The following is a 12,665-nucleotide window of genomic DNA, read 5'->3' on the forward strand; positions in this document are numbered from 1 at the left end:
GATGACCGCCGCGCTCGAACGACCCAGCCTCACCGCGCTCGGCCAGCCGGGCGCGCGCAGCCGCGACAAGCTCGCGCGCATTCCGGTGCGCGTCGAGCCCGCGGGCGGCGCGGCGCTGCCGAAGCCGCCGTGGCTGCGGGCGCGGCCGATGATGAGCGGGGCGGTCGCCGACATGGCGGCCGTGCTGCGCGAGCATCGGCTGCATTCCGTCTGCGAGGAGGCGATGTGCCCGAACATCGGCGAATGCTTCGCGCAGCGCACCGCGACCTTCATGATCATGGGCGGGCTGTGCACGCGGCGCTGCCCGTTCTGTGACGTCGCGCACGGCCGTCCCGAGCCGCTCGATGCCGACGAGCCCGCGCGGCTCGCGGCCGCGGTCGCGGCGCTCGGGCTGCGCTACGTCGTGATCACGTCGGTCGATCGCGACGACCTGCGCGACGGCGGCGCCGCGCATTTCGCTGCCTGCATCGCGGCGGTGCGCGCGAGCGTGCCGGGCATCGGCGTCGAGGTGCTGACGCCCGATTTCCGCGGCCGCGTCGCGCGTGCGCTCGATGCGTTGTCGTCGGCGTGGCCGGACGTGTTCAATCACAACATCGAGACGGTGCCGTCGCTGTATCGGGCGGCGCGGCCGGGCGCCGACTATCGCGGCTCGCTCGAACTGCTCGCGCACGCGAAGGCCGCGCGGCCGACGCTCGTGACGAAATCGGGCTTGATGCTCGGACTCGGCGAGTGCGACGACGAGGTGCGGGACACGCTGCGCGACCTGCGCGCGCACGAGGTCGACGTGCTGACGCTCGGCCAGTATCTCGCGCCGTCCGCGCACCATCTGCCGGTGCGACGCTACGTGAGCCCCGAGGCGTTCGCCGCGTGGCGCGACGAGGGGCTGGCGCTCGGTTTCAGGGAAGTCGTTGCCGGACCGCTCGTGCGGTCCTCGTACCACGCGGCCGACGTGCTGGAGGACGCGTAGGCCGCACGCCGTGCGTCATGCGCCGTATGCGCCGACGGCCGGTTGCGCGCGGCTGACGTGGCGCAGGTAGAGCGCGAGGCCCGCGCCCGCCAGCATCAGGCTGATCGTGTTCGCGAACCAGAAGCCGCGCGCGCCGGTCAGCCAGGCGGGGGCGAGGCCGCCGACGTCGAAGCCGAGCACGTAGCCGCCGCCAAGTCCGACGCCCCACAGCGCGACCGCATAGATCACGGTCGGCACGACCGCGACCTTGTACGCGCGCAGCACGAAGGCGGACGTGATCTGCAGCGCGTCGAAGAAGTGGTAGCAGGTGACGATCGCGACCAGCGGCAGCGCGGCGGCGGCCACGGCCGGATTCGGCGTGTAGCCGCTGACGATCAGCGGACGCAGCGTGAACACGAGCACGCCGTACGCGGCCGCGATCCCGCACGCGAGCATCACGCTGTGCCGGCCGAGCAGCCGCGCCTCGTCCGGGCGGCCGGCACCGAGCGCGCGGGCCACCAGCGTCGACGCCGCGACCCCGATCGACAGTGGCGTCATGTACAGCACCGCGCCGATGTTGCCGGCGATCTGGTGGCCGGCGAGCGTCGTCGTACCGAACTGCGCGATGAAGAGCGCCATGCACGTGTACGACGTGACCTCGATCAGGTACGACAGACCCATCGGCACACCGAGCTTCAGGATCGCCTTCTGGCGCGCCCAGACGGGCCAGCAAAAGCGCGAGAAGATCGAAAGCGGCGAGAACACGTCGAGCTTCGCGAGCAGCGTGAAGCCGATCAGCGCGAGCGCCCAGTTGATCAGCGTGCTGGCGAGCCCGCAACCGGGGCCGCCGAGGGCCGGCACGCCGAGCCCGCCGAAGATGAACCACACGTTGAGCGGAAACTTGAGCAGCAGCGCGCCGACCTGCAGGATCATCGCGAGGCGCGGCTTGCCGGCCGCGTTGGTCAGCGCGTTGTAGATCCGGAACATGAGGCTCGCCGGCAGGCCGTACGACAGGATTCGCAGGTAATCGACCGTGCGGTCGTGCAACGCGGGCGGCGCGTGGGCGATGTGCAGCAGCGGTTCGGGAAAATGCAGCAGCAGGAAGCCGGGCACCGCGAGCATCAGCGCGAGCCACAGCGCCTGGCGGACTTCCTCGCCGATCTCGGCGTAGCGCCGCGCGCCGTACAGCTGCCCGGTGATCGGCTGCAGCGCGGACAGGATGCCCGTCAACCCGATGTAGACCGACACGTAGATCGACGAACCGAGCCCGAGCGCGGCGAGGTCGATGGCCGAGTAGCGTCCGACCATCGCCGTGTCGATCACGCCGAACGCGATGATCGCGAGCTGGCCGACGAGCACCGGCCACGCGAGGCCGACGATCCGGCGGATGTCGGCGAACATCGTCAATCGACCGCCCGGTGGCGCGGCCCACGGCGCTTGACGGGCGCCGCCGGCCGCTCGATGCGCTCGTACAGGCGGAAGCGCTCGTCGCGGTCGGCCACGCGGCGGCCTTCCCATACGAGACGCCACACGTATTGCGACATCGCGCTCGGCTCGCCGAAGTCGGCGCGGTCCTGGCGCAGGATCACGTCGCAGTCGCCCGAGAATTCGAAGTGCATGTCGCCGAAATACGCGAAGGTCGCGATCTGCGCATCGCCGAGCCGCACGGGCGAGATGCACTCATAGTCTTTCGGCAGGTGCGACGCGATCTGTTGCGCGACGTCGCTGTAGGTCCGGCCGTAGTTGACGATCGGCAGCCACAGCGTCATCAGCAGCACCCACATCAGCGTGGTGCCCGCACCCGACAGCACGACGCTGCGCCACAGCACCTTCGGCTGGCGCGAGACGCGCCAGCGCGCGAGCAGGCACCAGCACACGGTGACGATCACCGCGCAGACGAACGACAGGATCTTGAAGTGCGGTTCGTAGCCCGGCACGAGGCGCGCGAGGTTGCGCGCGAGCGGATGCGGGAAGCCGGTGAGCGACGCGAGCCACACGAGCCACACGAAGGTGCCGAGGATCGTGAAGCTCAGCACCGCGAACCAGTCGAACGCGTTGATCGCGCCGCGCTTGAGGGTCGGCAGCGCGAAGGTGGCGAGCACCGCGAGCGGCGGCAGCAACAGCATGTACATGCGGTTCGACTGCTGGCTCTGCAGGATCACGAGCGCGACGAGCGGCACCACGACCGACAGTGGAATCGCGATGTGCGCGCGGCGGCGCATGCCGGCCCAGCTCCACCAGGCCCAGATCGCGAGCGGCCACGCGGGCCACGTGAACAGCGGCAGGTTCTTCGCCGCATAGGCGAGCACCGCGGTCGGCGGGCCCGAGAAGCGCATCAGGCTGCCGTGGATCCACTGGTTGAAGAACCACGCGGCGTCGTCCGGCGCTGCCTGGAAGGCGGCGAGCGGCCACAGCGCGAAGATCGCGGCCGCGAGCGGCAGGCCGATCAGCGGCAGGCGCAGGTTGCGCATCTCCGGCGTGACGAGCCACAGCGCGGCCGTGCCGGCGAGCAGCGCGACGACCAGCACCGGGTTGCCGGACAGCGCGACGAGGCCGATCGCGGCGCCCCACCACAGAGCACCCTGCAGCGGCTTGTCGATGCCGCGCACGATGCCGTACACGAACATCGCGATCCACGCGAACTGAGCGAGTTGCGGCGTCGTTTCGTGGCCGCGCTCCGCGAGCCCGAAGCATGCGACGAGGACCAGCAGCGCGCCGTCGGCGAGCGTGCGGCCGTAGTCGCGCGGCTCCGGCTCGCCGCCGAATGCGTACTTGAACGGCTGGACCTCGGCGCGCCGGCCGAGCAGATAGGCCGCGTACCAGACGAACGCGCACGCGACGCAGAACAGCACGCCCGTGTCGACGCGCGACGCGTTGCTCGCGTCGACCCACGGCGCCAGCGCGCGGATCGACAGCGCGCCGAGCCAGTAGGCGAGCGGCCCGTCGGTAGTGATGAACTTGCCGACGAGATTCGGCAGCAGCCAGTCGTGCCAGCCGCCGGTGGCCATCGTCCACATCACGCCGAAGCCCGCCGCGTCCTCGTTCTTCCACGGGTCGCGGCCGAACAGGCCGAACGCCGCGTAGACGAGGCAGAGCGTGAGCAGCAGCCAGCGCGGCAGCGCGCGCGTGGCGGAGGCGGTGAGGCGAACGACAGGCTTCATGCAGATGAGCGATTTGTTATGGGCGGGCGGCCGGTGCGGTCATGCGCCGACGGCGCGGATTCGAGCATCCGGCATTGTAGACGCGCCGGCCGTTGCGCGTCAGACGATTGCCCGGCCCCGGCCGCCGTGCGGCGTTGTCCCGGCGAGCGGCGACAAAAAAGGGCAGCCTGGGCTGCCCTTTCGTGCGGTACCGGTGCATTGCAACCACCGGAACGATGCGAAGCTTACTTCGCCTTGCCGTTGGCGCGAACGCCGAACTTGTTCTTGAACTTCTCGACACGGCCTGCCGTGTCCATGATCTTTTGTTGACCCGTGTAGAACGAGTGCGATTCCGACGACACTTCGATCTTGGCGAGCGGGTAGGTCTTGCCTTCGTGTTCGATGGTTTCACGCGTCTGGATCGTCGAGCGCGTGATGAACTTGAAGCCGTTCGACATGTCTTGGAAGACGACTTCGCGGTAGTCCGGGTGAATGCCAGGTTTCATGATGTTCCTTGGTGAGAGCGGTAGCCAACCCGCCGCTTGCCGTGCCGGACCGCACACATTTGCGCGATTTCAGCCGACGTCAAGCCCGGCGCGAGCCACTTGCCTAAGGTCGAAAAACGGCGATTATGCCAGAAAATCAGACGGTTGACGAATAATTTTCATCACGCGTCGAGGGCGCCCGTGTGGGCCGGATCCTGCCGGTAATAGCGGGCGAGCAGCCGGTAGAGCTCCGGAAATTCGGACTCGAACGCGCGCGGTCGCACGAACAGCGCCTCGCTGCACACCGCGAAGAACTCCGACGGGTGATCGGCCGCATAGGGATCGATCAGCGAGTCGCGCTCGAAGCGCGCCCACGCGCGATCCGGCACCGCATCGACGCGCGCGCAGAACTGGTCGTACGCGTGCTCGAACACGTCGGCCCACGCCTGCGCGTCGAGGTGCGGCGCGTGCCAGCGGCGAAAGAGGGGCGGATAGCCGTCGGCCTCGCCGTTGACCATGTCGATCTTGTGCGCGAACTCGTGGATCACGACGTTGTACGCGTCGCGGCCGTCCGTCATCTGCGCGTCTTCCCACGACAGGATCACCGGCCCGCCTTCCCACGCTTCGCCGCTCGCGTCCTGCTCGACTTCATGGACGACTCCGTCCTCGTCCTGCACGGTCTTGCGGATCACGAATTCGCCCGGATACACGACGACGCCGACCCAGCCGTCGTACAACGACAGATCGAGATTCAGCACGGGCAGGCACGCCTGCGCGGCGATCGCGACGATCATCTCGTCGGTCAGCTCGAGCCCGTGCGCGGTCGAAAACGATTTCTTCGCGATGAACAGGCTCGTCAGCTCGCGCAGGCGGCCCAGGTCGCCGGGCGTCAGCGCATCGAGGAACGGCAGGCGTGCGACGGTGTCCTGCCACAGTGCATCGGGAATCGGGTGGCTGCGCAGCGCGCGGTCGCGGCGGCGGTCGTCGAACCAGCGGGTCAGTTTCGAGAGCATGGAAGCAGCGCGGGGAAATCCAAAGCCTGTCTTTTAACTCAATCGATCTCTTTTTGCCATGCCGCGAACAGGCCGCCGACCAGCGCGACACCCGCGAGGAAATAGAAACCGTCGAGCGACGCGAGGAACGACGCCTGTTGCGCGACCATCCGCGCGATCGATGCGATCGCGAGGGCGTGCGCCTCGTTCAGCGCATGGCCGGCGGCCGCATAACCGCGCGTGAGGGCGTCGACGGTCTGCTGGAACAGCGGATCGAACACGTTCGCGCGCTCGACGAGCCGCGTCTGGTGCAGGGCCAGCCGGTGTTGCTCGACGATGATCACCGACGACGTCGCGAACGAGATCGTCAATTGCCGCACGATGTTCTTCAGCCGATAGCCGTGCGTGTATTCGTCGATCGCGAAGATGCGGAACGTCAGGTTCGCGACGGGCAGCACGATGAACAGCAGCAACAGCCCGCGCAGCAGCAGCGGGACGATCAGCGCGGCCTCGCCGACCTGGGGCGTCATCCGCGTCATCCACAGCGCGGCCGTGACCGCGATCGCGAACCCCGGCACGACGAACCACTTCTTGTGCGTGACGCGCTTCGCATGGCGCAGGTAGGCGAACAGAGCGGTGGCCGAGATCAGCGACATCGTGCCGACCAGGCGCCCGGCGTTCTCGACCGGATAGCCGAGCCCGCCTTCGAGCAGGCGGGACGTCAGGTAGCTGAAGCCCGTCGACTCGTAGTAATAGAACATGTACAGCAGCAGCCCGACCTGGAACGTGCGCTCGCGAAACGCGTGCAGCCGCACGAGCGGCGTCGGATGGTTCCACTGGTGATGGGCGAACCACGCGAGCGCGCCGAGGCCGGCGATCGTCAGCAGGATCAGCATCGGCGAGCCGCTGTAGAGCTGGTAGTGCACCTGCTGCAGCACGATCTGCAGCGCGCCTTGCGCGAGCGCGAACACGACGTATGGCCAGAAATGCCCGGAGCCGCGTTCGTCGTCGGGCGTCCTGCCGGAATCGGGGAGCGTGAGCAGCGCGAGGATCGCGAACGCGATGCCCGCGGGCGCGGTGCAGGCGAACAGCGCGCGCCACGTCGAATGCGCGACGAGCAGCCCGCCGGCGATCGGCGCGAGCGCGCTGCCGAGCAGGATCATGATCAGGAACGCGCGCGTGGCGGGCGGCCGCTCCTGCGGCTTGAAGCTGACCTGGATCAGGATCCGGCAGGCACCCATCATCGGGCCGATGAAATAGCCCTGGAAGCCGCGCGCGAACGCGAGTTCGAGCGACGTGTCGGCGAGCGCGGCCGCGATCGCGCCGAACGAGAACATCAGCATGCAGCTGGCGACGTAGCGGCGATGCCCGAGCCGGTCGACCCACCATTGCTGCTGAAGGATGCCGAGCACGGCCGTGACCGCATACGCGCTCGACGACCACACGAGTTCGTCGGGCGATGCGTTGACGCCGCCCGCGATGTAGCTCGCGAAGAACGAGAAGGCCGCGTTGTCGAAATAGTCGATGCCGGTGACGAGCGCGAGCGCCCACGGGAACAGGTCCGCGCGCAGGTTCGCGCGGCTCCATAGCGGCGAGCGACCCGGCGCGACGTTCATTCCCGGTCCTTGCGCGTACGCCGCGCGCCGGCCTCGGCCTGCCGTTGCGCGATCAGCGCGTCGGGGTTTTCGCCGGCGAGGCGCCGTTCGACGTAGTCGATGTCGTGCTGCAGTTCCTTGCGCAGCGCGACCGCTTCCTTCAACTCGCGCTGGACGGCCGCGATCCGCTGGTCGAGCGTGTCGATCTGTTCGGCGAGCCCCGAGCGGATCTCGCGCAACGATGCGTCCGAATAGCGGCGCCGACCATCGCCCGTTTCTTCCAGCGGGCGCTTGAGCATCTCGGTTATGCCGTGCAGCGAAAAGCCGAGCGCGCGCAGCCGCAGGATGCGGGCGAAGCGTTCGAGATCGGCTTCGTCGTACAGGCGATAGCGGCCGCCGCTGCGCGACGGCGTGACGAGTCCGCGCTCTTCGTAGTACTTCAGCGTGCGCGGCGTGACGCCGAGCCGCGACGCGGCGTCGCTCACGGTCAGCAACGAGGGGGAGGCGTCGTTCGGCATCGGGATGGCAGGGGCTTCGGTCGGGACGATGGCGCGATTATAGATCAACCTGTACGTTCACGTACAGGTTGGCGCGAAAAAACGGCCGCCGGGCGAAACGCGCGGGCGGCCGTTCGGTGCGGGGCGAGGGCGATCAGCCGCCGCGGCGCATCAGGTCGAAGAACTCGGAATTGCTCTTCGTCTGGCGGATCTTGTCGAGCAGGAACTCCATCGCCTCGACTTCGTCCATGTCGTGGATGAACTTGCGCAGCACCCAGATCTTTTGCAGGATCTCGGGCTTGATCAGCATTTCTTCGCGGCGCGTGCCCGACTTGTTCAGGTTGATCGACGGATAGACGCGCTTTTCCGCGAGACGGCGCTCGAGGTGCACTTCCATGTTGCCGGTGCCCTTGAACTCTTCGTAGATCACGTCGTCCATGCGGCTGCCGGTCTCGATCAGCGCGGTGCCGATGATCGTCAGCGAGCCGCCTTCCTCGATGTTGCGCGCGGCACCGAAGAAGCGCTTCGGGCGCTGCAGCGCGTTCGCGTCGACACCGCCCGTCAGCACCTTGCCCGACGCCGGGATCACGGTGTTGTAGGCGCGGGCGAGACGCGTGATCGAGTCGAGCAGGATCACGACGTCGTGCTTCATTTCGACGAGGCGCTTGGCCTTCTCGATCACCATTTCGGCGACCTGCACGTGACGCGTGGCCGGTTCGTCGAAGGTCGATGCGATCACTTCGCCGGCGACCGAGCGCTGCATTTCGGTCACTTCTTCGGGGCGCTCGTCGATCAGCAGCACGAACAGGATGACGTCCGGATGGTTCTGCTTGATCGCGTGTGCGATGTGCTGGAGCATCACGGTCTTGCCCGACTTCGGCGACGCGACGAGCAGGCCGCGCTGGCCCTTGCCGATCGGCGCGATCATGTCGATGATGCGGCCCGTGACGTTTTCTTCGCCGCGCATTTCGCGTTCGAGCGACAGCGGCTTGTTCGGGTGCAGCGGCGTGAGGTTCTCGAACATGATCTTGTGTTTCGAGGCCTCGGGCGGCTGCCCGTTGACTTTGTCGACCTTCACCAGCGCGAAGTAGCGCTCGCCGTCCTTCGGCGTGCGGACTTCACCTTCGATGGTGTCGCCGGTGTGCAGGTTGAAGCGGCGGATCTGCGACGGGCTGATGTAGATGTCGTCGGTGCTCGCGAGGTACGACATTTCCGGCGAGCGCAGGAAGCCGAAGCCGTCCGGCAGCACTTCGAGCGTACCGTCGCCGAAGATCGTCTCTCCCGTCTTGGCGCGCTTTTTGAGAATGGCGAACATCAGCTCCTGCTTGCGCAGGCGGTTCGCGTTTTCGATCTCCAGGCCATTGGCCATTTCGATCAGTTCGGACACGTGCAGAGACTTGAGCTCGGATAAATGCATACGGAGAACCCGCCAGGGAGGAGAAGCGACGAAAAGAAATAAGGGAGGAGGGGCGAGCGGAGGCGCTCTGAGACTTAATGCGTCTTGTAGACGTTTTTTGATTCTAGCATACGCCGATTCGCGCCTGAGCGGCCGATCGGCGGCTTGACGGGGGACGTGTTGTCGGTTGACAACACGTCCGCGGAACGGCCGGTATTACAGGTGGCTGTCCAGGAATGCGGTGAGTTGCGACTTCGACAGCGCACCGACCTTCTGTGCGGCCGCCGCGCCGTTCTTGAACAGGATCAGCGTCGGGATGCCGCGCACGCCGAACTTCGCAGGCGTTGCCTGGTTGTCGTCGACGTTGATCTTCGCGATCTGCAGCTTGTCGCCGTAGTCCTTCGCGACTTCGTCGAGGATCGGGGCGATCATCTTGCACGGGCCGCACCATTCGGCCCAGAAGTCGACGAGCACGGGCTTGTCGGATTTGACGACGTCCTGTTCGAACGATGCGTCGCTGATGTGTTTGATCTGTTCGCTCATTGGGTCAATACCTCTTACGGTTCGGGGACTGCCTGCTTGGCGCGTTGCGGCGCTCCGGCGGCCTGTCGGCTGCCGGCCGCTGCGGCAGGTCACTCCGCTCCCCGGAAGGAGGGGCGTAAGCGCTGCTTGGCGCGGCTCGCGGGTCGTTCGGGCGTCATATTAGCCTAAATTGCTATCTGCTGCGGGCGGCGATAGTAGCCGCTACGCGAGTAGGGGTACGACGCGCCGTTCGACCGTTGTGATCCGAACGTGGAGGCCGCCTCGCAAAATACAAGAGTCACGGTCTCCATCGCGGAATCTGTCCACCTGTTCGCGCCGGATCGACAAGCCCGTACGCGCGCCGCTTTGCTCGATCGTGCGCATTGTTGCGAACAAACGGTCGCATTTGGCCGGAAGCGGTGATAGAATATGCCGTGACGGGCCTCCTCGCATGGTGGGGCGGTGAACCTGGTCAGGTCGGGAACGAAGCAGCCACAATCGTTTTCTGCCAGTGCCGAGGGTCGGGCTCGTCACCTTTCCTCTCGCCCCGTTCGCCGGGCGTTTTTTATTTCTGCGTCATTCTCCGCTTTACCTGCGTCTTGCCCGTTTTCCGCACCGTTTCGCGTGTCGGCGCGACGCAGCGTTACTGATACAATTTCCCGATGACCTATCAAGTTCTCGCACGCAAGTGGCGTCCGAAGGATTTCGCTTCGCTCGTCGGCCAGGAGCACGTCGTCAGGGCGCTCACGCACGCGCTCGACGGCGGGCGTCTCCATCACGCCTATCTGTTTACCGGAACCCGCGGCGTCGGCAAGACGACGCTGTCGCGGATCTTCGCGAAGGCGCTCAACTGTGAAACCGGCGTCACGTCGCAGCCGTGCGGCGTGTGCCGCGCGTGCCGCGAGATCGACGAAGGCCGCTTCGTCGACTACGTCGAAATGGATGCCGCGAGCAACCGCGGCGTCGACGAAATGGCCGCGCTGCTCGAGCGCGCGGTGTACGCGCCCGTCGATGCGCGCTTCAAGGTCTACATGATCGACGAAGTGCACATGCTGACGAACCACGCGTTCAACGCGATGCTGAAGACGCTCGAGGAGCCGCCGCCGCACGTCAAGTTCATCCTCGCGACCACCGATCCGCAAAAGATTCCCGTCACCGTGCTGTCGCGCTGCCTGCAGTTCAACCTGAAGCAGATGCCGGCCGGGCACATCGTGTCGCACCTCGAACGGATCCTCGGCGAAGAGCAGATCTCGTTCGAGCAGCAGGCGCTGCGTCTGCTCGCGCGCGCCGCGCAGGGCAGCATGCGCGATGCGCTGTCGCTGACCGATCAGGCGATCGCGTACTCGGCGAACGAAGTGACCGAATCGGCGGTGTCGGGCATGCTCGGCGCGCTCGACCAGACTTACATGGTGCGCCTGCTCGATGCGCTCGCGGCCGGCGCCGGCCCCGAGATCCTCGCGATCGCCGACGAGATGTCGCTGCGCAGCCTGTCCTTTTCCACCGCGCTGCAGGATCTCGCCAGCCTGCTGCACCGGATCGCCTGGGCGCAGTTCGCGCCGGGGTCGGTGCTCGACGAATGGCCGGAAGCGGCCGATCTGCGCCGCTTCGCGGAGACGCTGAGCCCCGAGCAGGTTCAGCTGTTCTACCAGATCGCGACGGTCGGGCGCGCGGAGCTCGGCCTTGCGCCGGACGAATACGCCGGCTTCACCATGACGTTGCTGCGGATGCTCGCGTTCGAGCCGGTCGTCGGCGCCGGCAGTGCGCCGGGAGGTCAGCCTGCCGTGCCGCGTGCCGTGCCTGCACCAGCATCCGCGCCGCGTGCGGCCGCTGCCGTTGCGTCGGCTGCGGCACCCAAGTCGTCGGCGCCGCAGCCGGCAGCCGTGGCGGCCGCACGTCCGCAAGCGGCTGCGCCCGCTGCGCGTCCGGCAGCGGTCCAGTCCGACGATGCGGCGATTGCGCCGGCAGTGAAGGCTGTTTCGACACCGGCATCTGAATCTGCATCCGCGGCAACATCGGCTGCGACCGCAGCGCCGGCCGCACCGCAGCCGCAAGCGATCCCGGCACCTCAGGCGGTACCGCCGAGCGATGCACCGCCGGCTGTCCGCAACGAACCTGAACCGCCGGTTGCCGCCGCCAAGCGCAACGACGAACCTGCGCTGCCTGCCGAACCGGCGCCGCGTGCTGCGCCGGCCGAACCCGCCGCGCGCCCGTCTGCCCGCGGCGGTGCAGCTGCCGCACTCGACGTGCTGCGCAACGCCGGCATGCGCGTGTCGTCCGACCGCGCGCGTGCGGGCGCCGCGCCCAAGCCGGCGGCGGCCCAGCCGGCCGTCGAAAAGCCGGCGGCATCGCGTCCTGCCGTGCAGGTACCGACGCCGCGCGCGGCGGCCCGCGCGCCGCAGGTTGCCGACACGCGCCAGGCCCCGCCGCCGTGGGAAGACATTCCGCCGGACGAATATGTGCCGCTCAGCGCCGACGAGATGTTCGGCGGTGCGGCGGACGACGGCTTCGTGCCCGTGTTCGACAGCGGCCCCGACGACGTGCGCATTGCGCCGAAGGCAGTGGAGTCCCGTCCGTCCGCGCCGGTCGACACGCGCCCGCTGCCGCCCGCGATCGCGCTCGACCCGGTCGGCTTCGACGGCGAATGGCCGGCGCTGGCCGCGCGGTTGCCGCTGAAGGGCGTCGCGTATCAGCTTGCATTCAACAGCGAGCTGACGGCCGTCGACGCGACGACGTTGAAACTGTCCGTGCCGGTGCCGCAGTATGCGGACGCCGCCCAGGTCGCGAAACTGAAGGCGGCCCTGGCCGATGCGCTCGGCAAGGCCGTCGAGGTCGCGGTCGAGGTCGGGCCCGCGCGGCGCACCGCGGCGGCACTCGATGCGGCTGCACGTGCGGCACGCCAGCGCGAGGCAGAGCAGGACATCCATGGCGATCCGTTCGTCCAGCAGCTCGTGCGTGACTTCGGCGCGCGTATCGTCGAAGGCTCGGTGCGGCCGCTCGCCGATCCGGCGCCGGACGGCACGCCGCCGACGCTGCATTGAACGAATCGCACTGCGACAGGCACAATCACGCCCGCACACATTGACCGGCACGCG

10 protein-coding genes and 1 other RNA gene are annotated in these 12,665 nt (G+C 67.7%); 3 read left to right on the forward strand and 8 right to left on the reverse strand.

Annotated features, from left to right (window positions below; genetic code table 11):
- Position 1 precedes the first annotated feature (1 nt).
- Entirely contained in the window at positions 2–967 is a 966-nt protein-coding gene (lipA, locus tag DIE04_RS22215; protein ID WP_124486289.1) for a lipoyl synthase, read from the forward strand.
- A 15-nt stretch (positions 968–982) separates the two neighbouring features.
- On the opposite strand, the gene DIE04_RS22220 is transcribed toward lipA, so the two are convergent.
- The 8 genes from DIE04_RS22220 to trxA all read right to left on the reverse strand — a co-directional run bounded on the left by DIE04_RS22220 (position 983) and on the right by trxA (position 9,594).
- Positions 983–2,347 carry an MATE family efflux transporter gene (locus tag DIE04_RS22220; protein ID WP_124520215.1) on the reverse strand — a complete coding sequence of 455 codons (1,365 nt, stop codon included), beginning with the start codon at positions 2,345–2,347 and terminating at the stop codon, positions 983–985.
- A gap of 2 nt (positions 2,348–2,349) precedes the next feature.
- The gene (locus DIE04_RS22225) at positions 2,350–4,107 is read right to left on the reverse strand and encodes a glycosyltransferase family 39 protein (RefSeq protein WP_124486291.1); all 1,758 of its coding nucleotides are present in this window, start codon (positions 4,105–4,107) and stop codon (positions 2,350–2,352) included.
- A 224-nt stretch (positions 4,108–4,331) separates the two neighbouring features.
- Positions 4,332–4,592, reverse strand: coding sequence for a type B 50S ribosomal protein L31 (locus tag DIE04_RS22235; protein ID WP_044847266.1), 261 nt, complete (start codon positions 4,590–4,592; stop codon positions 4,332–4,334).
- 161 nt (positions 4,593–4,753) lie between these two features.
- A complete protein-coding gene (locus DIE04_RS22240) occupies positions 4,754–5,584 on the reverse strand; it encodes a zinc-dependent peptidase (protein WP_124486293.1) in 831 nt (276 codons plus the stop codon).
- A 38-nt stretch (positions 5,585–5,622) separates the two neighbouring features.
- Positions 5,623–7,179, reverse strand: a complete 1,557-nt coding sequence (locus tag DIE04_RS22245; RefSeq protein ID WP_124573281.1) for an MFS transporter — start codon at positions 7,177–7,179, stop codon at positions 5,623–5,625.
- Positions 7,176–7,676, reverse strand: a complete 501-nt coding sequence (locus DIE04_RS22250) for a MerR family transcriptional regulator (protein WP_124486295.1) — start codon at positions 7,674–7,676, stop codon at positions 7,176–7,178. Before DIE04_RS22250 ends, DIE04_RS22245 begins: the two co-directional genes overlap by 4 nt.
- Positions 7,677–7,809: 133 nt before the next feature.
- On the reverse strand, positions 7,810–9,072 hold the full coding sequence (rho, locus tag DIE04_RS22255) for a transcription termination factor Rho (protein ID WP_006478662.1): 1,263 nt from the start codon (positions 9,070–9,072) through the stop codon (positions 7,810–7,812).
- Positions 9,073–9,267: 195 nt separating this feature from the next.
- A complete protein-coding gene (gene trxA, locus DIE04_RS22260) occupies positions 9,268–9,594 on the reverse strand; it encodes a thioredoxin TrxA (RefSeq protein ID WP_006402348.1) in 327 nt (108 codons plus the stop codon).
- Between the two features lie 415 nt (positions 9,595–10,009).
- Here trxA and ffs point away from each other — a divergent pair.
- An RNA gene (gene ffs / locus DIE04_RS22265) (signal recognition particle sRNA small type) lies at positions 10,010–10,108 on the forward strand.
- Between the two features lie 127 nt (positions 10,109–10,235).
- A complete protein-coding gene (locus DIE04_RS22270) occupies positions 10,236–12,611 on the forward strand; it encodes a DNA polymerase III subunit gamma/tau (RefSeq protein ID WP_124520217.1) in 2,376 nt (791 codons plus the stop codon).
- Positions 12,612–12,665: the final 54 nt, after the last annotated feature.

This window comes from Burkholderia sp. Bp8994, assembly GCF_003853805.1.
Taxonomy (GTDB): Bacteria; Pseudomonadota; Gammaproteobacteria; order Burkholderiales; family Burkholderiaceae; genus Burkholderia.

Excerpts from the sequence above, each read along its gene's own strand:
- lipA (WP_124486289.1), top strand. The coding sequence starts at position 2 with ATGACCGCCGCGCTCGAACGACCCAGCCTCACCGCGCTCGGCCAGCCG.
- DIE04_RS22220 (WP_124520215.1), bottom strand. The coding sequence starts at position 2,347 with ATGTTCGCCGACATCCGCCGGATCGTCGGCCTCGCGTGGCCGGTGCTC.
- DIE04_RS22225 (WP_124486291.1), bottom strand. The coding sequence starts at position 4,107 with ATGAAGCCTGTCGTTCGCCTCACCGCCTCCGCCACGCGCGCGCTGCCG.
- DIE04_RS22235 (WP_044847266.1), bottom strand. The coding sequence starts at position 4,592 with ATGAAACCTGGCATTCACCCGGACTACCGCGAAGTCGTCTTCCAAGAC.
- DIE04_RS22240 (WP_124486293.1), bottom strand. The coding sequence starts at position 5,584 with ATGCTCTCGAAACTGACCCGCTGGTTCGACGACCGCCGCCGCGACCGC.
- DIE04_RS22245 (WP_124573281.1), bottom strand. The coding sequence starts at position 7,179 with ATGAACGTCGCGCCGGGTCGCTCGCCGCTATGGAGCCGCGCGAACCTG.
- DIE04_RS22250 (WP_124486295.1), bottom strand. The coding sequence starts at position 7,676 with ATGCCGAACGACGCCTCCCCCTCGTTGCTGACCGTGAGCGACGCCGCG.
- rho (WP_006478662.1), bottom strand. The coding sequence starts at position 9,072 with ATGCATTTATCCGAGCTCAAGTCTCTGCACGTGTCCGAACTGATCGAA.
- trxA (WP_006402348.1), bottom strand. The coding sequence starts at position 9,594 with ATGAGCGAACAGATCAAACACATCAGCGACGCATCGTTCGAACAGGAC.
- DIE04_RS22270 (WP_124520217.1), top strand. The coding sequence starts at position 10,236 with ATGACCTATCAAGTTCTCGCACGCAAGTGGCGTCCGAAGGATTTCGCT.